At 68.2% G+C, this 22,337-nt stretch carries 11 protein-coding genes (1 of these 11 only partly in view); 7 read left to right on the top strand and 4 right to left on the bottom strand.

Features of this window, described 5'->3' with window-relative positions; translation table 11 throughout:
• Positions 1–69 precede the first annotated feature (69 nt).
• Positions 70–3,513, bottom strand: a complete 3,444-nt coding sequence (locus tag BRESU_RS14680; RefSeq protein ID WP_013270344.1) for a TonB-dependent receptor domain-containing protein — start codon at positions 3,511–3,513, stop codon at positions 70–72.
• Between the two features lie 292 nt (positions 3,514–3,805).
• Between BRESU_RS14680 and BRESU_RS14675 the strand changes: the two genes are divergently transcribed.
• From BRESU_RS14675 to BRESU_RS14650, 6 genes are all read left to right on the top strand, one after another.
• The gene (locus BRESU_RS14675) at positions 3,806–4,864 is read left to right on the top strand and encodes a LacI family DNA-binding transcriptional regulator (protein ID WP_013270343.1); all 1,059 of its coding nucleotides are present in this window, start codon (positions 3,806–3,808) and stop codon (positions 4,862–4,864) included.
• Between the two features lie 247 nt (positions 4,865–5,111).
• Positions 5,112–7,634, top strand: a complete 2,523-nt coding sequence (locus tag BRESU_RS14670; RefSeq protein WP_013270342.1) for a glycoside hydrolase family 3 protein — start codon at positions 5,112–5,114, stop codon at positions 7,632–7,634.
• A gap of 71 nt (positions 7,635–7,705) precedes the next feature.
• The gene (locus BRESU_RS14665) at positions 7,706–8,947 is read left to right on the top strand and encodes an MFS transporter (protein WP_013270341.1); all 1,242 of its coding nucleotides are present in this window, start codon (positions 7,706–7,708) and stop codon (positions 8,945–8,947) included.
• A 197-nt stretch (positions 8,948–9,144) separates the two neighbouring features.
• Positions 9,145–12,090 carry a TonB-dependent receptor gene (locus BRESU_RS14660; protein ID WP_013270340.1) on the top strand — a complete coding sequence of 982 codons (2,946 nt, stop codon included), beginning with the start codon at positions 9,145–9,147 and terminating at the stop codon, positions 12,088–12,090.
• Positions 12,091–12,151: 61 nt separating this feature from the next.
• Complete coding sequence (locus BRESU_RS14655; protein WP_013270339.1) at positions 12,152–13,624, top strand: tryptophan halogenase family protein; 1,473 nt, start codon at positions 12,152–12,154, stop codon at positions 13,622–13,624.
• 59 nt (positions 13,625–13,683) lie between these two features.
• Positions 13,684–14,583 carry an ROK family protein gene (locus BRESU_RS14650; RefSeq protein ID WP_013270338.1) on the top strand — a complete coding sequence of 300 codons (900 nt, stop codon included), beginning with the start codon at positions 13,684–13,686 and terminating at the stop codon, positions 14,581–14,583.
• Here BRESU_RS14650 and BRESU_RS14645 read toward each other — a convergent pair.
• The 3 genes from BRESU_RS14645 to BRESU_RS14635 all read right to left on the bottom strand — a co-directional run bounded on the left by BRESU_RS14645 (position 14,580) and on the right by BRESU_RS14635 (position 20,980).
• Positions 14,580–15,866 carry a sugar MFS transporter gene (locus tag BRESU_RS14645; RefSeq protein WP_013270337.1) on the bottom strand — a complete coding sequence of 429 codons (1,287 nt, stop codon included), beginning with the start codon at positions 15,864–15,866 and terminating at the stop codon, positions 14,580–14,582. The genes BRESU_RS14650 and BRESU_RS14645 overlap by 4 nt on opposite strands.
• A gap of 49 nt (positions 15,867–15,915) precedes the next feature.
• The gene (locus tag BRESU_RS14640; RefSeq protein ID WP_156796180.1) at positions 15,916–19,257 is read right to left on the bottom strand and encodes a glycosyl hydrolase 2 galactose-binding domain-containing protein; all 3,342 of its coding nucleotides are present in this window, start codon (positions 19,255–19,257) and stop codon (positions 15,916–15,918) included.
• Between the two features lie 271 nt (positions 19,258–19,528).
• On the bottom strand, positions 19,529–20,980 hold the full coding sequence (locus BRESU_RS14635; protein ID WP_013270335.1) for an alpha/beta hydrolase: 1,452 nt from the start codon (positions 20,978–20,980) through the stop codon (positions 19,529–19,531).
• A gap of 111 nt (positions 20,981–21,091) precedes the next feature.
• On the opposite strand from BRESU_RS14635, the gene BRESU_RS14630 reads away from it, so the two are divergent.
• Positions 21,092–22,337, top strand: partial view of a LytR/AlgR family response regulator transcription factor gene (locus BRESU_RS14630; RefSeq protein ID WP_013270334.1) — the 5' portion only. 176 nt of this gene lie beyond the right edge of the window; the window shows 1,246 of its 1,422 coding nt (coding positions 1–1,246); its start codon is at positions 21,092–21,094; its stop codon lies beyond the right edge, outside the window.

Here is a 22,337-nt window from a genome sequence, read left to right as displayed (position 1 = left end):
CCCGCGTCCTTGGGAGGAGCTTTGTGTCAGGGCGTGTCGGGCCCGCGCCGAGGCACGGGCCCGTAAGTCCTAGAAGACGGCGCGGGCACCGATGAAGAACTGGCGTCCGGTCGAGCCGTAGTTGGTGACCACGCGGTCGTCGGCATAACCCCAGCGGTTCGTCGTCTGGTTGGTCAGGTTCAGCGCTTCCGCCGTCAGGGTGACGATGTCGGTCAGCTTGTAGGTGACCGAGGCATCGATGTTCAGCGTCGCTTCGCTGCCCAGGAAGTCATTCACCAGCGGCGAGTCCGAGAAGCCCGGATCGGTGGTGCCCGAGGCGATCGGATACTGGGTGACATAGTCCGCCCGGTAGGCCGCCGACATGCGGGCCGAGAAGCGCGGCACTTCGTAGAAGACGGTGAAGTTGAACGCGTCAGGCGATGCCCCGGTGAACGGCCCCACGCCCGTCACCAGCGGAGCCGGCGTCAGGATGTAGTTCAGTTCGGATTCCAGGTGGGTGTAGTTGGCCTGGATGCCCAGGTTTTCGAAGTACCAGGGCAGGAAGGTCAGGTTCTGCTGATAGTTGACCTCGACGCCGCGGATGTAGCCACCCGGTGCGTCGCGGAACTGGCGGATGCCGAAGGGCCGGTCGGCGTTGATATAGTTCACCTGGTTCTGGGCGTTCTGTCGCGCGGCCGCAGACTGGGTCGTGTCGGCGGCCAGGGCCTCGAATTCGGCGCGCAGCTCGGCGATGGCGGCCGGGTCCAGGATCGAGGACAGGGTGCCGTCACCCACCAGGGTCTGCGGGAAGGATTCGACTTCCTTGTCGAAGATGGCGACCGAGAACAGGGCGTCCGGCTGGAAGTACCACTCGAAGCTCAGGTCGTAGTTCGTGGCCGTGAAGGGCGACAGTTTCGGGTTGCCGATGGTGATCGAGCCGCCGGTCGTCGCGCCCAGTCCGTTCGGCACCGAGAACGCCGTGACGCTGGGGGCCAGGTTGCCGAGCAGGGGCCGCGACATGACCTTGGCCACGCCGAAGCGGATGACCATGTCGTCGGCAACCTCATAGGCCAGGTTCATCGACGGCAGGGTGTTGTCGTAGTTGTTGTCGGCGCTGATGGCCCGGCCGCGGTTGGTGAAGCCGGCCGAGTCCACGCCCGTATAGGCCTGACGGACGCCGACGTTGCCGCGCAGATCCCGGCCGAACAGCGGGAAGTTGAAGTCGGCCTGCAGGAAGTAGCTCTTGTCGGTTTCCTTGATCTCGAACGTCTGGGCGAAGTTGAACTTCGTCGAGATGCGCCAGTCGTTCCACTTGTTGACGCAGTTGCACTCGAAATCGAACAGGTTGCGGAAGGCGTCCAGGTCCGGCGCATAGAAGCTGGTCGGGGTCCCGGCCGGCAGGTCGAGGCCCTGGCCGAAGGTGTGGACCGCGCCCACGGCACCGATGGTCGTCCCGGCTTCCAGCAGGCTGGGGTTCAGGGTCTCGCGGGCCGATTCACGTTGAAGCGCCGTCGTGAAGAAGGTGTAGCGCTTGCGCTGGAACCCGGCCTTGATGGTGACGTACTGGTTGGCGTCCCAGGCGAAGTCGACGTTGCCGCCTTCGTAGTGGTTGTCGACGGTCCGTTCGAAGTAGCGGATGGCCGAGAACCCCTTGACCACGTCCCAGCTGCCGGGGCTGGCGACGTCGAAGCCGAAGTTCATCGACGGCATGTCGCCGCCGTCGCGGGCATCATAGACGAAGTAGCCGTCGCCAGCCGCGCCCGAGCCGGAGTTCAGGCGCGTGAACTCGACCAGCGATCCTTGCGACTTGTTGACCGAACGGCTCTCGCCGTAGATCGCCTGCATGCGGAAGGTTTCGCTGAACTCGTGCTGCAGGTTCAGCGTGCCCTGCTGGAAGAAGGTGGTGTAGCGCGCCTCGTCCGCGGCGGACCGCATGTCGACGTTGCTCAGCACCAGATAGTCGGCGTTGGCACCCGTCGGGCTCAGCGCCGCGTCGATCAGCCGGATCGCCGGACGACCGATCAGCGCATTGCGCAGCGCAAGCCCCGTCGGATCCGCGATGTAACCGCGCGAGGTCGGGCTGTTGTAGTAGTCGTAGGGCTCCAGGTTATTGGGATTGAAGCTGAATCCCGAGAGCGTGCCGGGAACCGGCGTCGTGCCGTAGGTCTGCTGGCCGCAATCGATGCCGGCCAGAATGGCCGTCTCGGCGCGGGCGTTGCAGGTCGCGTAGAGCGCACGACGCTGCGCGGCGGTGCCACCGACGTTGGCATTCGACAGCTGATAGGTCGCCTGGTTGGCGGTGCCCTGGGTGTTGTTGCGGTTCAGGCCGACCGGGACGATCTGGTAGTTGGTCGAGATCTGGTCCAGCTGGGAATAGACGCCGTCGAAGCTGATCGTTGTGCGCTCGCTCGGACGCCACTGGGCCGAGAAAGTCAGGCCGGTCCGCTCCTGATGCAGGTCCTGCTGGTTCAGCGTCGGCAGGGCCGGGATGCGGACCAGCGAGCCGGGCGCGACCGTCGTGCCGGCGGCTGTGCCGGTGGCATTGGTGTTCCGGAGGGTCGAGCCGATCGGGCTGTTGATCAGTGCATAGGCCGTCGGGTTCGAACCGCGCAGCGCATCGCAGTACGAGATGTTCGTGATGTTGACGCCGGGGATGACGCCGTTGTTGCACGACGTCCCGGTCGGTGCCGCGAAGCCCTGACGGGTCTGGATGGTCGTTCCGGCCGCGATGTTGGGTGTCCCGGCAAAGGTCGACCCCCGGTAGGTGTAGTCGGACTGGCCGGCCTGACGCTGATAGCTGTCGATAGTCTGGTCGCGCCGGTTGAAGGCGGCCGACGCCAGAATGCCGATGTCGCCGATGCCGTCGAAATGCCAGCGGTCCGACACGAGGCCGGCGAAGCGAGGATTGTTGGTTTCGCCGTTCTCGTAATAGGCGTCCTGCGCCGAGAAGGCGAAGCGGCGATCGGAATAGTCGAGGGGGCGGCCGGTCTGGAGATCCACCGTGGCGCCCAGCGACCCTTCTTCGGTCTCGGCCGAGGCGGTCTTCTGAACCTTCAGCGAGTTGAACAGCTCGGACGCGAAGGTGTTGAAGTCAAAGCCCCGGCTGCGGTTCGGGTTGTCGCCCGCGATGGACGCGCCGGCGGTGGACAGGGCCTCGACGCCGTTCAGGCGAACGCGGGTGAAGTCGCTGCCGAGGCCGCGGACGGTGATCGTGCGGCCCTCGCCGTTGTCGCGGTCGATCGACACGCCCGGCAGACGCTGCAGCGACTCGGCCAGGTTGGCGTCCGGGAAGTCGGCGATGTCTTCGGCGTTGATCGCATCGACCATGACGTTGGCGTTGCGCTTGGTCGCCAGCGCGCTCCGGAGCGCGCCACGAATGCCGGTGACGACGATCTCGTCGACCTGGGACTCATCATCCTGGGGGGCTGGAGCCGGCGCTGTCTGGGCCCAGGCTCCGCTCGCAGCCGCGAGGGTGAACAGGATAACGCCTGCGGATGCGGCAGTCCGCAGATGGCGCAAATGTGCTGTCGTCATAGTCTTTAAAACCTCCCCCGTTCGACCCTCTACGGAGCCTGAACCCGGCCCCTCGGCCAAATCACACACACGATGATACCGGTGTCATTTTCACCGAGATAACGCTGTGCCTGTTGATCGATTAGTATGATAAATGCGGGATTGCAAGGGGCGGCCGATCGACGATCCACCATCGCCACCCGTAGCGAGCCGGCGGGCGGGGCGCGAATGGTGCGGCGTGTTGATCTCGCCCCGGCGGGATGCGACATGGCAGACAGGCTCGCGCCAGACGCGCTGGAGTCCGGGGAGGCGAATGGCAGGCTCGACAATCTATGACGTCGCTGCCGCCGCCAGCGTTTCGATCAAATCCGTCTCTCGTGTGCTGAACGGCGAACCCAACGTCAGTGAAGCGCTGAAGGCCAAGGTGGGCAAGGCGGTCGAGGAGCTGGGTTACAGACGGAGCCTGTCCGCCAGGGGGCTGGCCGGATCGTCATCATCGGTGATCGCGGCCCTGGTCGATGCCGGCATGACCATCGAGCACTGGCGCAGCGGCAGCGGGAACGACTACCTCAGCCGTCTCGAACTGGGCGTTCTGATGGAGCTGCGGCAGGTCGATTATCATCTGATGGTCGAAATGGTCGACTATGCGTCTCCGACCCTCAGCCGGGACCTGGCGGCCCTGCTGTCGTCCATCCGGCCGGAGGGGGTTCTGCTCACGCCGCCGAACTCGGACCTGACGGTTGTGCTGGATGTCCTCGACGCCTCCGGGGTGGCCTATGCCAGGCTGGGCGCCGAGCATGAACTCGACCGCGGCACCCTGGTGTCGATGGATGAGCGCCAGGCGGCCCGGGACATGACCGAACACCTGATCGCCCTCGGCCACCGGCGGATCGGATTCATCGGCGGGCCGGCCGTCTATTCCGCCAGCCGCCTGCGCCTGGAAGGGTTCATGGCGGCGATGCAAACGCACGGCCTTGAAGTTCCTGACGATTGCCTGGCCGAGGGTGACTTCACCTTTGCCGCCGGGGTGGCCGGCGTGAAGAGGCTGCTGGGTGCCGAACGCGCTCCAACCGCGATCTTCGGGGCGTGCGACGACATGGCCCTGGGTGCGATCCAGGGCGCGGTCGCCGTGGGGCTGCGGGTGCCCGACGACCTGTCGGTCGCGGGCTTCGACGATTCCCCCAGCGCGATGTTCAGCAATCCGACCCTGACGACGATCCGGCAGCCGGTCGCAGAAATGGCAGCCGCCGCGGTCCAGCGTCTGACCCCGCCGCTTCGCGCGCGCCTGTCGCAGGAAGACCAGACGGCCGCCGTTGTCGTCCCGTACCGACTGGTCGCCCGCGCATCGACCGCCGCCCCGCCTCCGGGCTGAACATTTCAGGCCTGTTGACAGCGCTGTCATTATCGGGACTAATCGGCGTTCAAGAGCGCTGTGGAAAAGGCGCGGAAACGCCATCGGAACGGCCGGCTTGCCGGTCTCCTTCGCCCTGAAGGCCCGCCGTCGCTGCCGCGCCCGGTCGTCGATCCCGTCGGTCGTCTCTTGTGAATCTCCTGAACGACCTTCGCCGCGGCCGATCGCGCCGCGGCGATTTTTCTGATGATCGCGTACGAGGATCACCATGCGCAGAGCCGTATCTCTTCTGGCCCTTGCGACCGCCGCGTCCATCGCGTTTGCCGGCGGCAGTCTGGCACAGACCCACTACGTGTCGGCCGGGGCCTCGCGCGTCACGCCCTCGACACAGGCCCATCCCGACCTGTGGCCGACCGCTCAGTCGCCGGCGGCGATGAGCGACGCCCGGACCGAGGCGTTCGTCGAAGCGCTACTGGCGCGGATGACCGTCGAGGAGAAGGTGGGACAGCTGATCCAGGCTGACATCGCCGCGATCACGCCCGATCAGCTGGCACAGTATCCGCTGGGTTCGATCCTCGCGGGCGGCAACTCGTCGCCCGGCGGCGACGAGCGAGCCTCGCCTCAGGCCTGGGTCGACTTGGCCCGCGCCTTTCGCGCCGCGGCGGCGGCGAGGCCCGGGGCCCGCGTGCCGTTGATCTATGGCATTGATGCCGTCCACGGGCACAACAACGTCGTGGGTGCCACCATCTTTCCGCACAACATCGGACTGGGCGCGGCGCGCGATCCGGACCTCATCCGCCGCATCGGCGAGGCGACGGCGCTGGAGGTCGCGGCGACCGGCGCGGACTGGACCTTCGGACCGACCCTGGCCGTGCCACGCGACGACCGCTGGGGCCGCACCTATGAGGGCTATTCCGAAGACCCCGAGGTCCAGCGCATCTATGCCGGCCCTATGACCCTGGGACTGCAGGGCGAACTTCTAACGGACCGGCCGCTGTCGCCCGGCCATATCGCAGGGGCCGCCAAACACTTTCTGGCCGACGGCGGCACAAACGGCGGGGTGGACCAGGGCGATTACGTCGGACCCGAACAGGGCCTGATCGACATTCATCTGGGGGGCTATCCCGCCGCGATCGATGCGGGGGTGCTGTCGGTCATGGTCAGCTTCTCCAGCTGGAACGGACTGAAGCTGTCGGGCAACGAGACCCTGCTGTCGGACGTCCTGCGCGGGCGACTTGGCTTCGACGGTCTGGTCGTTTCCGACTGGAACGCCCACGGGCAGATCCCCGGATGCTCGAACGAGAGCTGCCCTCTGGCCATCAACGCCGGCATCGACATGCTGATGGCCCCGGACAGCTGGCGCCCCCTGTACGAGAACACGCTGGCGCAGGCCCGCTCGGGCGAAATCCCCGGCGGTCGTCTGGACGAGGCCGTGCGCCGCATCCTGCGGGTCAAGGTCAAGGCCGGGCTGTTCGGCGACGCACGCCCGGTCGAAGGCGACTTCAGCGTCCTCGCCTCTGCCGACCATCGCGCCCTGGCCCGTCAGGCCGTTCGTGAATCGCTCGTGCTGCTAAAGAACGAGGGCAGGGTCCTGCCGATCCGCGCGGGTGCGCGCGTGCTCGTCGCCGGCACCGCCGCGGACGATATCGGACAGGCGGCAGGGGGCTGGACCCTGAGCTGGCAGGGCACGGGCAATACGAATGCCGACTTCCCCAGGGCCCAGTCGATCTGGGGCGGCATTCAGGCGGCCGTCGCCGACGCCGGAGGGTCCGCCATGCTCAGCCCGGACGGCACCTTCGAGCAAAAACCCGATGTCGCGGTGGTCGTGTTCGGGGAGACGCCCTATGCCGAGTTCCAGGGCGATCTCGAGACGCTGGATTTCACGCCCACGGGTCCGCTGGAAACCCTGAGGCGGCTGAAGGCCGCGGGCGTGCCGACGGTCTCGGTGTTCCTGTCGGGCCGGCCGATGTGGACCAATCCCGAGATCAACGCCTCGGACGCCTTCGTCGCCGCCTGGCTGCCGGGAACCGAGGGGGGAGGGGTCGCCGACGTCATCGTGGGCGATCGCGCGGGGACGCCCCGCAACGACTTCAAGGGGACGCTGTCCTTCAGCTGGCCGAAGACGGCCGCGGGCGCACCGCTGAACCGCGGCGATCCCGGCTACGATCCGCAGTTCGCCTATGGCTACGGCCTGACCTACCAGCGACCGTCGTCCGTGCCGGCGCTGTCGGAAGACAGCGGCGTGTCGGGCACCGGCAGCGCGGTCGATCGGTATCTGGTCGATGGACGGCTGGCCGCCCCGTGGAGTCTGTCGCTGCGGGACGCGGGCGGCGAGACGCGGTCCAGCGACGGCCGGACGGGGGCCAGTCCCCGCGCGGGCGTCACCGTCCGCCCCGTCGACGATCTGGCCCAGGAAAGCGCCCGTCAGCTGGCCTTCGTCGGCGACCAGGCCGCGATCGCGGCGATCAACGGTCCCCCGGTCGATGTGTCCCGACAGAGCAACGGCGAGCTGACCCTCTCATTCAGGTACCGGGTGGACGCCGTGCCGTCTGGCCCCGTGTCCCTGGCGATGGGCGCGGGCCGGGTCCCGATCGGCGACATTCTGCGCGCGGCCCCGGTCGGCGAATGGCGCATGCTGAGAGTGCGGCTGTCCTGCTTCAGGGCCGCAGGTGCCGATGTGGCGTCGGTCGACACGCCGTTCGCCCTGGCCACAAGCGCGCCCATGACGATCTCCGTTTCGGAAGTCGAACTGGCCTCGCACGACAATATCGCGGTGTGCCCTGCGCCCTGATGATGCCGGTTGCGCCGGTCCCCGATCACCGCGAGCATCGCGACGTTCGAGTCGGCTGAAGGCCTGGGTGCATGTTCCTTTCGCCGGATGAGCGGACAGACGGGGCCAGACCCGTTTCCAGGGCCACCTTGGCCTCGCTGACTTTGGCCCAGACGGCGGCGTTCGTGGCCTTCGTGCCGCTGCTGAACTTCCTCCTGCCGCTGAAGGCCGGGGAGGTCGATCCCGTCGGCAAGGTGGTGCTGCTCAGCCAGGCCGCGCTGTGGGGCGGCCTGGCCTGCGGCATCGCCAACATCGTGTTCGGCTCGCTCAGCGACGCGACCCGCAGCCGCTTCGGTCGCCGACGTCCGTGGATCGCGATAGGCCTCGTGCTGACGCTCCTCGCCTATGGAGTCATCTACGGTGCCGGGACCCGCCTCGCGCTGATCCTCGGCGTGGTCCTGTTCCAGATCGGCCTCAATGCGATGTTCGGGCCGCTGGTGGCCCTGCTCCCGGATCTCGTTCCGGATCGACAGAAGGGCCTGGCCTCCGCCCTGATCGGGACAGCCCAGCCGACTGCCACCCTGTTCACGTCGCTGGTCGTGGCGATCCTGCTGTCGGGATCCGACTGGCGGTTTGCCGTCACCGGAGCGACCGTCTGTTTGCTGATGGCCCCCTTGCTTCTGAGCGTGCGGGAACCGGTACTGCCGCCGGCCGCGCCGCGGACCCACTTTTCGCTCGACGCTCTCCGGACCGCGGACTTCCGGATCGCCTTCGCCTCACGGCTGATGGTGCAGATCGCGGTCGCGATGAATGCGCTCTACCTTCTTTACTACGTGCAGCAGTCCCGGACGCTCGCCCAGCAGTTCGGAGCCGCTGCCGTCGATATGGTCTTCGGCTGGCTGCTGGCCGCGTGGACGGTCACCTCGATGCTGGCGGGGATCGGCGGCGGGATCTGGTCGGACCGGATCGGGCGCCGGAAGATCTTCGTCATCGTGAGCGGCGCGCTTCTGGCCTCCGGCCTGCTGGCCATGGCGGCGTTTCCCGCCTGGCCCGGGCCCCTGATCGGTCAGGCCCTGTTCGGAGCCGGCCTCGGGCTCTACTCGACGGTGGACATCGCGCTGGTGGCGCAGATCCTCCCGCGACCGGAGCACGCAGGCCGCGATCTGGGTCTGATCAACATTGCCAATGTCCTGCCCCAGATCATCGCGCCCGCGCTCGGCATCCTGCTTTTTCAGGCCAATTCCGGGCAGAACTTCGCGCCGACCTATGTCGTCGCGGCGGCCTTCGCCGTGGCGGGCGGCACCGTGATCACGCTGGTCAGGGGCGTCCGCTAGCCACCGAAACCTGGAGAAACAACGGTTCCCAAGGCGCGATTGACAGCGCTGTCTTTTTCAGGCCTTCTAGTGTCACCGGGCACAAAGACACCGGACTGAATCTGGGAAGAGGCGCCGCGTGCGCTCGCGGAAAGTCGGCTTCACGACCTCGCTGCAGGTCGATGTCGCGCGGGTTTCCGGAAATGGAGGGGAAGCCTATGCTCAATCAACGACGCAACATCCGCGCGGTCCTTTTGACGGCCGCATCGGTCGGTGCCTTGGGGGCCGCGGCACCCGCATTCGCCCAGTCGGCGGCTCCGGCCGCTCCGGCGGAGCAGGAGACGCAGGTCGACGAGATCATCGTCACCGGCTTTCGCGCCTCGCTCGCCGATGCGCTGAACGCCAAGCGCGAATCCAACCTGATCATCGAGTCGATCACGGCCGAGGACATCGGGAAATTCCCCGACCAGAACATCGCGGAATCGCTGCAGCGTCTCGCCGGGGTGCAGATCGATCGTGAAAACGGTCAGGGCACGAAGGTGCGCATTCGCGGGCTGGACCAGAACGTCACCCTGCTCAACGGGGACATCTTCGTCACCGGTCTTGAAATCTTCCGCCTCGGTGAAGGCAACATCCGTCAGGACAGTTCGCTGGAAGGCATCCCTTCCGAGCTGATCGGCGGCGTGGACGTCTACAAGTCGCCGGACGCCTCCCTGCTGGAAGGCGGCCTCGGCGGGATCATCGACCTGCAGACGCGGGGTGCCCGCACGCTGCGCAGCGACACGCTGATCGCGGGGGATGTGCGCGGCACCGTGAACGGCGACGACGGGGACTGGAACCCGACGGGCTCGCTGGTCGTGGGTCACCGCTTCGGCGACCGGTTCGCTATCCTCGGCACCGTCTCGTACGACCGGACCGACATCTTCACCGAAGCGCTGGGCGGCGAGAACCGCGGGGGCTGGGCCTTCCTGGCCCGGCCGGTCAGCGGCGGCCCGGCCCGCAACATCTGGTCGCCCGAGTATCGCTACGCGACCATCCGGGATCAGGAGCGCGAGCGGATCGGCTATTCGCTGAACGCCGACTTCGAGGTCAGTGATTCCCTGACCCTGACCGCCGACTGGTTCCACTCCGACCTGTCGATCCTGACACAGGAAGCCTCGATCAAGTTCCCGTTCGCCAACGAGAACGCGACCTATGCGGCCGCGAACCTGACCCTCGGCGACAACAATGTCTTGGAGAGCGGCACGCTGACGGCCAACTCGGCCGAGGCGATTTCCTTCGTCCAGAACGCCGAGGCCAGCACCGACAACTTCCAGGTCGCGGCCGACTGGGACAACGGCGGATCGTTGCGGGGCAGCGTCCGCGCCGCCTACTCCAAGGGCGATTACGAGAGCACCAGCGGCAACAACGACGTCCGCTATACGCAGTACACGGTTCGCAACGGCACGGCGGCCGGCCTCGTGCCGAACCCGACGGCCCCGGCGACCTTTACCTACAGCTACCGCAACGGCGACAGCCCGACATTCACGCCTGCCAACCCGGCCCAGTTCACCACCCCGACGTCGGTCTTCGCCAAGTCGCACTGGGTCTTCGGAGAGAACACGGAGATCGAGAACGCCTCGCTGCGTGCCGACCTGGAGTACTCGCCGGACTATGCGGAGGGCCTGACCATCAGCTTCGGCGGCCGCTACGCCGAGCGGACCGTGGACTCCGAATACGGACGCTACCTGGCCAGCTATGCCGGCCGGGGCGAACTGGATGCCCACGCCCTGGGCCTCGGCGACTGGACCCCGTTCGGCTATTTCCAGGACGGGGCCATCGGCTTCAAGTCCTGCGAACTGCCGGTCGGCACACCGGGACGCGCGGTCTGCTCGCCGGGCGGTCGTTTCGGGGATTCGCCGGCTCTGATCACGCCCTACCAGACGGCCGCGACGAACCCGGACCGGTTCGAGACGGTGACCATCGGCGGCATCACCGCCCTGGTCCAGAATCGCAGCCAGATGACGAATCCGGTTGAGTGGATCCAGTCCCTCTATCCCACGACCCCCTTCACCTTCTTCCGCGACCCGGTGGAGTCCTTCAAGGTCGAGGAGAAGACTACGTCCGGCTATCTGATGTTCGACGTGGGCGACGAGGGCGATCGCTTCCACCTCAACGCCGGGGCCCGCGTCATCAAGACCGAGCTGGGCATCGACTCCAGCCAGACACCGATCTCGGGGGCCTACTATTTCGGCACCGACAGCTGGAACGGCGTGCTGGCCAATCCCGTCGCCGTGACGACGCAGCGCGAGTATACCGACGTCCTGCCGAGCGCGAGCGGCGTGCTGGAGGTCAACGAGACCGACAAACTGCGGGTCTCGGCGGCCCGCGTCGTGTCCCGCCAGAACCTGTTCCAGCTGGGCCAGGGCTCAAGCTTCAACTTCACCCGCAGCTCGACGCCGGGTCCCGACCTCGACCGGTTCATCTACACCAACGGCAGCGGCGGTAACGTCGACCTCGATCCGTACCGCGCGTCGCAGTACGACATCGCCTACGAGCGCTATTTCGGCTCGCAGGGCCTGCTGTCGGCGGCCATCTTCTACAAGAGCGTCGACAGCTTCATCCAGACCGACACGGTGTCTCGCCGGGTCGCGGATGGATCGACGGCGGGGTCCACGGTCGGCGTCTTCACCCAGCCCGTGAACGGCGAGGGCGGTACGATCAAGGGCATCGAACTCGCGGCCCAATACGCCTTCGACAACGGCTTCGGCTTCAACGTCAACTACACCTACTCGGACTCCGAGAGCTCGAACTTCTCGGACTTCGAGGACAACCTGCCGATCCCCGGCGTGGCCAAGAACGCCTTCAACGTCCAGGGCTACTACGAGGGCTATGGCTTCGAGGCACGCCTGTCCTACGCCTGGCGCGACAAGAGCTACCAGGGCAACTTCGCCTTCGGATCGGGAGCCGACGCGCACAACCTGTCGACCTGGGAGCGGGCCTATGGCCAGCTAGACGGCCAGATCGGCTATGCCGTCACCGAGGACATCAAGATCGTCCTGGAAGGCATCAATCTGACCGAGGAAGAAAGCGGCCGCTATCTGCAGTTCGAGAACCTGCCGTTCCGCAATGCGACGGGCGAGCGGCGGATCTCCATCGGCGCGCGCTTCACGCTCGGGCGCTGAGGCTCCGGCGCGGGCGGTGGGGCACGCTCCACCGCCCGTAGCCGTTCTGCGGATTTGACGGATGCAGGAGACGGATCCCGGGGCCATTCGGTCGATCGCCATCGTCGGCGGGGGGACGGCGGGCTGGATGTCCGCCGTTCTGCTGGGCCATGCCCTGCGCGGCTCGGACGTGCGTATCACCGTGGTCGAGTCCGCCGAGATCGGGATCGTCGGAGTGGGCGAGGCGACGATCCCGCCCATCCTCGATTTCCTCGACCTCGTCGGCATCGATCGCGAAGCCTTCATCCGCGAGACCGAGGCGACCCTCAAGCTGGGCATCCGCTTCCAGGACTGGAAGACCGTCGGCGAGCACTACTGGCATCCCTTCGGAACGTTCGGCGTCGCCATCGACCGCCGCCCGTTCCACCATCATCTGCAGCGCGCCGCGGCCTGGGACGAACCGCGCGGTGTCGTCGATTTCAGCCTGGCCGCCGCGCTGGCCGAGGCCGGGCGGTTCACGCCCCCCGACCCCCGCGAGGGTCCCGCCCGTGCCGGTCTGCGGTACGCGCTGCATTTCGATGCGGCGCTGGTCGCCCGCACCCTGCGCACCGTGGCCGAACGGCGCGGTGTCCGGCGTCTGGACCGCACCGTCGTCGACGTCACCCGCACGCCCGCCGGTCATGTCGACGAGCTGCTCTTCCGGGAAGGGGACCGGCTTGGGGCGGACCTGTTCATCGACTGCTCAGGGTTTCGCGGCCTGTTGATCGAAGGCGCCATGGCGGCCGGGTACGAGGACTGGACCCGCTGGCTGCCGTGCGATCGTGCCGTGGCGGGTCCCACCGCCCTGAACGGCGAGCCACAGCTCTATACCCTGTCCCACGCCAGGGACGCCGGCTGGCGCTGGCGGATTCCGCTGCAGCACCGGGCCGGCAACGGCTACGTCTATTCCAGCCGCCACATCGACGATCAGGCCGCGCTCGACGACCTGACCCGACAGGTGGGCGGGACGTTTCTGGCCGAGCCCCGTCAGCTTCGCTTCACCACCGGGCGGCGCAAGGCCTTCTGGAAGGGCAACGTCGTCGCCTTGGGCCTGGCCTCGGGGTTCCTGGAGCCGCTGGAATCGACCAGCATCCATCTGGTGACCAGCGGCCTCTACAAGCTGCTGGACCACTTCCCGGACCGGACCTTCGACCCGGCCAATATCGCCGCCTACAACGCCTCTCTGATCGAGGAATATGAGACGATCCGGGACTTCATCGTCGCCCACTATGGCCTCAGCGCGCGGCGCGACACCCCCTTCTGGCGAGACGTGACCGGTCAGTCGTTGCCGGATAGTCTTCAGAGCCGGATCGACCTCTATCGCGCCACGGGGCGCTGCAGGGCGCGGCCGGGCGACCTCTTCGCCGACGTGAACTGGTTCTATGTGCTGCACGGCCTCGGGCTGCGGCCCCGTCATCCCGATCCCCTGACCGGGATGTCCGACGCGGCCGCCGTTCGTGGCGTGTTCGATCAGGTGGCGAGGGACGTCGCGGCCGGCGTTTCGGCGGCACGTTGATGTCGCCACACGCATCGGCGGCACCACGCCATCCCCCGGTCCCATCAAAAGGAGCGCGCATGACGGATCGCCTGTTGGCCGGGGTCGAACTGGGGGGCACCAAATGCATCTGCATCCTGGCCTCCGGTCCCCGTGAGATCCGCGAACAAGTCCGCATCCCGACCGAGACGCCGACCGTAACGCTGGCTGCCATCCAGACCGTGCTGACCCGGTGGCAAACGGGGCCCGGGTTCGCCGCACTTGGCGTCGGCAGCTTCGGCCCTCTGGACCTCTCCCCGTGCTCCCCGACCTTCGGGACGGTGGTGAATACGCCCAAGCCGGGCTGGAGCGGCGTCGACCTGCTCGGACCGCTTCGGGGGCTGGGCGTGCCGATCGGATTGGACACGGACGTGAACGCCGCGGCCCTGGCCGAGGGCCGCTGGGGCGCGGGCCAAGGCCTGGAAAGCTTCGCCTATGTCACCGTGGGTACCGGTATCGGTGTCGGCTCGGTGGTCCGCGGCCAGACGGCCCGGGGTCTGGGACATTGCGAGGCCGGTCATCTGCGCATTCCGCGCCTGCCGGGCAGCGGCTGGGCCGGGGCGTGCCCGTTCCATGGCGATTGCGTCGAGGGGCTGGCGTCCGGCCCCGCAATCCTCGCGCGATCCGGCCGGCCGGCCGAGGACCTGCCGATGACCGACCCGGTCTGGGATGAGGTGGTGCACGCCCTGGCGGCCCTGTTCCACAACCTTGTCCTGACGACGGCCCCGCAGCGAATTCTGCTGGGCGGCGGGCTTGGGGGCGGTCGACCCGAACTGCTGCCGCGGCTGCGCCGGGCCTTGATCCAGAGCCTCGGCGGCTATGCCACGGGCGACACGATTGCCGCCGCAGTCGACGCCTATCTGGTCGCGCCCCGGCTCGGGGACCTGGCTGGACCGCTAGGGGCCATCGCCTTGGCCCAGGATGCGTCGGCCGAGGCCTAGTCGGCCCGGGCCGTTCCGTCGCCGGCGCAGTATCGGCCGTAGACGGCGATGATGGCGTAGCAGACCACGGGCACGATCAGGGCGAGCCGCAGCGTCGACACGTCGGCGATATAGCCCGTCAGCGGGGGCACGATCGCGCCCCCGACGATGGCCATGCAGATGATCCCCGATCCCTCGGCCGCGCGCGATCCCAGCCCCGTCGAGGCCAGGGTGAAGATGGTCGGGAACATGACGGCATTGAACAGACCGACACAGAGCAGGGCGATGCCCGAGACAGCCCCGGTGGTCAGGATGGACAGCACGATCAGGGCGATCGCTCCCACGGCCACGGTCGACAGCACTTTCCAGGGGGCCACGACCCGCATGATGGAAGCCCCGATGAACCGCCCGACCAGAGCACCGCCCCAGTAAAGGGCCAGCCGTTCGCCGGCGCTCTGGGCGGAGAGACCCAAGGTATCCGCCTGCATCAGATAGCTGGTCATGACGCTGGCGACGGCCACCTCCGCCCCGACGTAGACGAAGATGCCCAGCGCCCCGAAGGCGAAGCGCGGGCGCTTCAACAGGTTGAAGGCCGACAGGAACCTCACGGTCGGTGCCTTGTCCTCGACCAGCCGGTTGCGGTTGAACCAGACCACGATGGCGACGATGGCCAGGGCGGCGGCGATGCCTACATAGGCGCGCGTGATGACCTCGGACTCGGCCGCCCGGTAGGCGGTCAGGGCGGCCCCGCTCAGGTCCGCGGCGCTGACCGTCGCCAGGGACCCGAGGATCAGGGTTGCCCCGACCCAGGGGAAGATCGTCGTGCCCAGCGAGTTGAACGCCTGGGCGAACGTCAGCCGACTGGACGCCGTTTTGGGCTCGCCGAGCATGGAGATCAGCGGGTTGGCGACGACCTGCACAAGGGTAACCCCGGCCGCCAGGACGAACAGCGCGCCGAGGAAGGCGGCGAACAGTCCCGCGCCGGCGGCCGGGATGAACAGCAGACACCCCGCCATCATGACCAGCAGGCCCACCACGGCCCCGCGCATGTAGCCGACCTTCTGGACCAGGGCCGCCGCCGGTAGGGAGACAATGAAATAGGCGGCGAAGAAGGCCGTCTGGATCAGCATGGCCTGAAAGTAGCTGAGCTCGAACAGCTCCTTCAGCTTGGGCACCAGAACGTCGTTCAGGCTGGTGATGCCGCCGAAGATGAAGAACAGGCCAAAGACGAACCACTGCAGATAGCCGACATCGCCGTGGCGACCGGAACCGGCATCGGCGGGCGGAAGGGGGCTGGCGATCATCGTGATCCTTCTCTGGGCGTGACGGGCGTGGGTGGGACTGGCTTGTCGGTCAGGGGGTGGTCGTCACGGTCCGCTGGGTGAGGTTCCAGGCCCGGACGGTCACGGCGGCCCGCCGGGCGTCAGCGGGATACCGGACGTCGACCGTCCGGGTCTCTCCGGGCAGCAGCATCAGGTAGTTGTCGTCATAGTAGGCCGGCAGGATCCGCTCGCCCTTCTCGTCGACCAGCGTCAGCTTGGTGTTCAGGACCGGGGCCTGACCCGTATTCCGGATCGTGACCCGCATCATGCGTTCGCCATCCACGGCCTGCGGTCGGGCCGCCTGGACGTCGAGCCCGGCCTCGGCGAGCCCATTCAGCGCCTGGTAGGCGGCCGGGTCGCGTCCGCGCCAGTAGGCGTTGCGGGACACCACGAATCCGGCCCCGTCGCTGAGCGTCAGGGACACCAGCACCATGCCGTTCTCTGACATCAACCGATCGAGCGGCAGCACGCCCAGCGGGGTGACGGCGTTGGCCTGGGCGGTGAGCGGGCGCGTCAGGCTGTCCCGAACCCGGCCGCCCAGATCGGTGATGCGAACGTCCGCCGTCAGGTCGCGGGCGGCCTGGGTGGTGTTGACCACCACCAGCGTATTGTCAGGCTGATTGATCTGGATGTGCAGCGGCTCGGTCGCGGAGCGGGCACCCCAGTATGCGGCCGAGGTGTCGTAGTCCCAGCTGTACAGCTGCCAGGCGTTCGACGGCCAGGATGGGTGGGTCATCCACAGAAGCCGCCCGCTGTTGCGGGTCCACAGATGGCCGAGGAAGCCCTCGAACATGGCCTTGTGGGTCTCGAGGTTCATCATCTGCGCCTTGCGCTCGAAATCCTCCAGACTGGTGGGCGCGCCGAACATCGTCGTCAGCGTGTCCATGAAAGTGCGGGTGTCGCCGTTCCCGGCAAAATGCCAATCGTGGTAGGCCAGCGTGTCCGACAGCGGCCAGCGCTCGCTCTCCGGCACGAAGGCCTCGATCGACTCCAGCGTCGACAGGGACGGCGTGCCGGTCTCCACAGAGAATCCGGTTGCGAGGTCGGTGAAATAGCCGACCGGCGGCCGGTAGTTATAGGGGCCGGACCCCTGCAGGTTCACCGTGTTCGAGCTGCCCGTAAACCAGCGGGTGCCGTCCAGTTCGGCGACCACGTCGTCGAGGCCCTCATTCAGCATCGGGTAGGGCACACCCTCATTCCGTCCGAACCACAGCACGATCGACGGGTGGTTGCGGTAGCGGGCGACGGTGTCGCGGGCATTGGCCAGGAACAGCTGCGGATCCTGCGGCTCGACCTGGAAATTCTGGGTCGACTGCCAGAAGTCGTTCAGCACCATCAGGCCGTACTCGTCGGCCAGATCGTAGAAGGACGGCTGGGTGTTCGTGCCCATCCAGTTGCGCACCACGTTCATGTGGGCTTCGCGCTGCAGCCGGAAATAGGGTTCGAGCCGGGCGCGGCCCGAGCGTTTCATGGCGTCGTCCATGCCCATGTTGCCGCCCCGGGCCGCGATCCTCACGCCGTTGACCCGCAGGGTCAGATGCGGCTCGGGCAGGGTTTCGGCGATGTCGACCACGGCGGGCGAGGCTTCCCCGGCCGCCGTCAGGCTCTCGGTCCAGCCGCGCGGCGATTGCTTGATCGCCTCGTGCCGGACGTCGATCAGGCGCTGACCCAGGAGGCCGCCGTCCGTCGTCTGGACATTGACGCGCCGCAGGGCACCCGCGCTGTCGAACAGGGACAGGTCGTAGCTGACCTCGCGAATGCCGAAGCGCACCGATGTCTCGTCCGAGATTCTGCCGTCCGCCTCGACCGACAGGGACAGGGTCTGCAGTGCGGGTTCGCCATAGCCGTTCGGCCACCACAGCTGCGGATCGGTCAGGCGCAGCAAAGGATCCGTGTCCGGCGCGAACCGGACGACGCTGTCGCCGGGGGGCGCATCGACCGTGCGGCTGACCGTGACGTCCCCGAAGCGGGCGCTGACCGAGACGCGACGCGTCACGGCCGAGGCGTTCGTCAGCGGGACGGTGATGTGGACGTCGGCCTGGTCGATGCGGGGCAGGGGAAGATCGGTGACGACGTGCGGATCACCGATCGTGACGTCACCGGACGCTTCCAAGGTAACCGACTGCCAAAGGCCGGTGTTGCGGTCCCGGATGCCGGGGATCCAGTCCCAACCCTCCGTGGCGACGAAGGTCGGTCCGTCTATGGCCAGCTGGCCGCCGTTTTCCCCCACCCCGCCGGTGATGGACTGTTCATGCGGCGTGCCCGGATGCGGCGGCGGCGACACGCGGATGGCGACCACGTTCTCGCCCGCCACCGCATCGAATGTGAACCGTCCCCGGATGAAGGCCCCCACGGTGCCGCCGACGTGGCGGCCGTTGACCCACACCTCCGAGGCGTAGTTCACCCCGTTCAGCACCAGGGTGACCCGCGATCCTTCCGTGACCTCAGGAAGCTGGAAGGCCGTGCGATACCAGTAATCCTGCCGCGCCAGCCGTTCGGGGATCGCGAGGTTGTTCAGGCCATAATAGGGGTCCGGGTAGACGCCGCGATCGACCAGCGTGGTCAGGACGGTCCCCGGGACGGTGGCCTCCAGCCAGGTCGACGCATCGTATCCGGGCGAGGACAGGCGTTCCGGATCGGCGGCGACATCGGGCTGTGCCGCCATCCGCCATCCGTTGACCGTCCAGTGGCGCGCGTCGAGCGGCTCCAGCGCAGGTTGATCCTCCACCGCGCGCGCCACGGGCGGGCTCGGCGGCGTGTCCGCCTGGGGTAGGGTCCAGGGATCCTGCGGCCGCCACAGGCCGGTGTTGGCCCGCGACTGCCATTCCCAGCCCACGCCGACGTTCCAGAAATGGACCAGGTCGAAGTCCGGCCTCCGCGCGGCCTGTTCGGCCACGGCACCGGGCGTGAGCGGACCGTCGCGCCACATGGCCTGGGCGACCGCGCCAGCGAAATGTCGAAGGTCGGCGTCGTCGGTCAAGGCCGGGGCCAGGCTGATCCGCGGCGGGACGACGACCGATGCGCCGCGCGCCTCGGCGACGGCCTGCCCATCCACATACAGCATCGTCCGTGCGCCGTCCGAGACCAGCGCCAGATGCTGCCACCGTCCAGCCTCCAGAACCCGGTCACTGATGACGGCCGCGCCGCCATTGATGTAGCCGGGTCGACCGCCGTCGAGGATCAGGGCCCGGCTGCCTGATTGGCCGGGATCGCCGATCGCCGTCACGATCGACCGGCCCGGCGCATCGCCATCGATCCGCACCCAGGCCGTGACGCTGAACGCGGCCCCGGCGCGCAGAAGGGGGCTGTCGGCGGGAAGCTCGCGCGCGATGCCGACCCCGCCTCGCAGAAAGACGGCGTCGTAGGGCCCCATGTTCGACCCGGACTGGACCGCGGGCTGTGCCCCTGCGGGTGCCTGAGACGCGAGTATCAGAAGGGCAAGGCCCCACGACGTCAAAACCCTCACCTGTCGCCCTCCCGCGATCTGTTTTCGCCACCATAGACCGAATGGCGCCTTAATGACAGCGCTGTCAGTTTCGATCGGGGGACGTCGTCTGGGCGGGCGAGGCGACACGCCGCGACCACGAGGTCGCAGGGGTCGGACGGTTGGAGCTACGCGCGCCGGCGGCGGGCGCCCCGTCAGGCTAGCCCGCCACGAACCTGGGCGGCGGGAGCGTCAGACGGGCGTCATCGACGACCTCGCCCCCGAAAAAGCGGACCAGCAGGGGCGTGACGCCGGGGTGGGATTCGAAGACGTTGTGGCCGGCGTTGTCGACGAGGACCTGTGTCCTGTTGCGGAACTGGGCGATGACCTCGGCCTGTTCCTCGAGCGGGGTCCGGCCATCCAGCGACCCGGCGACGAGCAGGGCGGGCGTGTCGATGCGGATCGCGCTGCGGAAGGTCTCGCCCAGATCGACGCCGGGGATGGCGCCCAGAAGGTGGGGCATTGGGAAGTTGTGGGCGTCGCCGAGAACGGCGGTGCGGGCTTCCGCCTCGATCCTCGCCAGGCGGGAGGGCGAGATGCCCGACGCAAGGTCCATGGCCTCTGGCATGCCGGAGATGGCGAAGTAGCGGGCGGGGTCGCCGATGAACGGGGCGATCACCCCGGTCATGCCGGCATCGAGCGCCAGATAGAGTTCGGGCAGACGGGCCAGGCTGGGAGGATTGGCGACCATGCCGGCGGCCAGAAGCTGGACGCCCAGGGCCCCCAGCCTCAGGTCCACCGGGCCGCTGGCCCCCGTGACGGTGATCGCGGCCGGATCGGCGTCGAGCCGATCGTGGACCCGGCGCATCAGGGCCGGCAGGTCCGGTACGGCAGCGCGCACGATTGAGTCCTGATCGAGCAGGGCGTCGACGCGGTTCAGGAAGGCGTCGACATGGGCGGGGCTCTTGATCGTCTGATCCTGGCCCTCGAGGCTGGCCAGGGCGACCCGGCCGATGGCCCCGGGGTGGCGCTTCAGCACCGACAGCGCCAGGTGGGTGCCGTAGCTGATACCCCACAGGTTGATCGTCTCGACGCCGAGGTGGCGACGCAGGTCCTCGATGTCGTCGGCGTTCTGTTCGGTATTGTAGCCCGCCATGGCGACACCGGCCTCGGTCCAGTCGGCCCAGGCGCGCTGCATCTCGTTGCGGAAGTATCGGGTCACGCCGTCGCGGTTCAGCACGGGCCAGGGGCCGGTCGGGGCCGGCCGCGCGGGGATGTGGGCCGACAGGCCCGTGCCGCGCTGGTCAAGGGCGATGACGTCGGCGACCGCGCGCAGGGCCATGAAGATGGGAAAACGGGGGCCGGTCGCGGCGTCCGCCCCGCTGCCGCCCGGGCCGCCGGCCAGATAGACGATGGGCGGGCCGGGGTTCGGCGAGGTCGAGGGGAAGCGGACATAGCCGAGCCGGATCCAGCGGGACCGGGGGTCCCGTCGATCTTCGGGCACGTCGAAGAAGCCGCGCTCGGCGACGGTCTCCTCGCCCTGCCGGCTGGTAAAGGTGAAGGGGCCGGCTTGGTCCGCGGTCCAGGGCCGGGCCCGGGCGAAGGCGATACCGGGCACGGCGAGGCCGGCGGCGGCGAGGACGGAGCGGCGGGTCAGGGCGATATGGGTCATGGCGGCCACCAACCCCGGGTTCGCGGGTTGTGCAGCCCCGGATCGGCGAACGGCCCCGCTGGATCGGTGAGCGGCGGCGCAATCCGGCGAACGACGCGATAGGGTCGCAGCATGGTTCGCCCGCTTCTTCTCGCTTTGCTTCTGATCTGTCTGCCCGGGGTAGCCGGGGCTCAGGCCTGGGAGACGTGCCGCGGGATCGACGGTCCGTCCGGGCCGGTGCTGGCGGACTGTCGCCCGCTGGAAGGCGTGATCGATCCGCAGGGACGGGAGCTGTGGCTGAGGGCGGCCCTCGCGCGGCCGGCGGGGCAGGGGCCACATGCGGTCTATATCGGCGCGGTGGCGTCGTCGGAGGTCTGGCTGAACGGCCGCAGCCTTGGCGCGAACGGGCGGCCGGGGGCGTCGGCGACCGCGGAGGTCCCGGGGCGGTATCAGGCGGTGTTTCCGATCGGCGAGTCGGCCTGGCGGGCCTCCGGCAATGTGCTGGTCGTGCGGATGTCGTCGTTCCATGCCGGCCTGAGACTGGACAGTCCGGTCGCGGGCCTGGGCGTCTATGCCTATCCGTTGCCGTCCCGGGCCATCGCGCTGGCGGCGACCTTCGCGGCGGCCGGGGCCCTGCTGGCCGCGGCGTTCGGGTTCGGGGTGATCCATGTCCTGAGGCGGACCGGGTCCAGCCTGACGCTGGCGGCCATGGCGGGCGTCTCGGGCGTGCAGGCGATCCTCGAGACGCTGAGGACGCTGGTGCCGTACGCCTACCCGGTCCACGTCTGGCGGCTGGTGGGAATCTGGGGGCTGACGGCGGTCTTCTCGCTGCTTCTGATATCGTATGTGGCGTCGCGGTTCTGGCCCCGGGCGCGGCGGGCGATGATCGCCGTCGCGGCCGCCGTCTTCGCCCTGAGCTGGTGGCTCCCGGGATTCGACCTCAAGACCATCGCCGTCCTCGCGGCCGGGGTCGGGCTGGCGGCCATCGCGGCGGGCGTGGCGGTCTGGCGCCGACACAAGGGGGCGCGGCTGACGCTGGGGTATCTGACGGTGTTCGTGGCGGTCGGAATGGCCTTCCCCGCGGGTCTGGTGGACCTGGCCTACTTCCTGTTCGCGGCCGGGCTGGTGCTGCCGGTGCTGATGGCCGAGGTGGTCCGGCTCGGTCGGGACGACCAGGACCGCGAGATCGCTCTGACCCGCGCCGCGGCGCGCCCGAACTGTCTGACCGTGGCCTCGGCCCGCGGGGTGGTGCGGGTCCCGCTGGCAGAGATCGTCGCCGTCGTGGGGGCGGACGACTACGCCGAGCTGAGACTGGCGGATGGACGCAGGCTGCTGCACGCTGCGCGGCTGGATCGGCTGGAGGTCGACCTGCCTGCGA

This window comes from Brevundimonas subvibrioides ATCC 15264 (assembly GCF_000144605.1).
Lineage (GTDB): Bacteria > Pseudomonadota > Alphaproteobacteria > Caulobacterales > Caulobacteraceae > Brevundimonas > Brevundimonas subvibrioides.
Note: the sequence above shows the minus strand (reverse complement) of the source record. Positions and strands in the feature narration are given on the sequence as shown.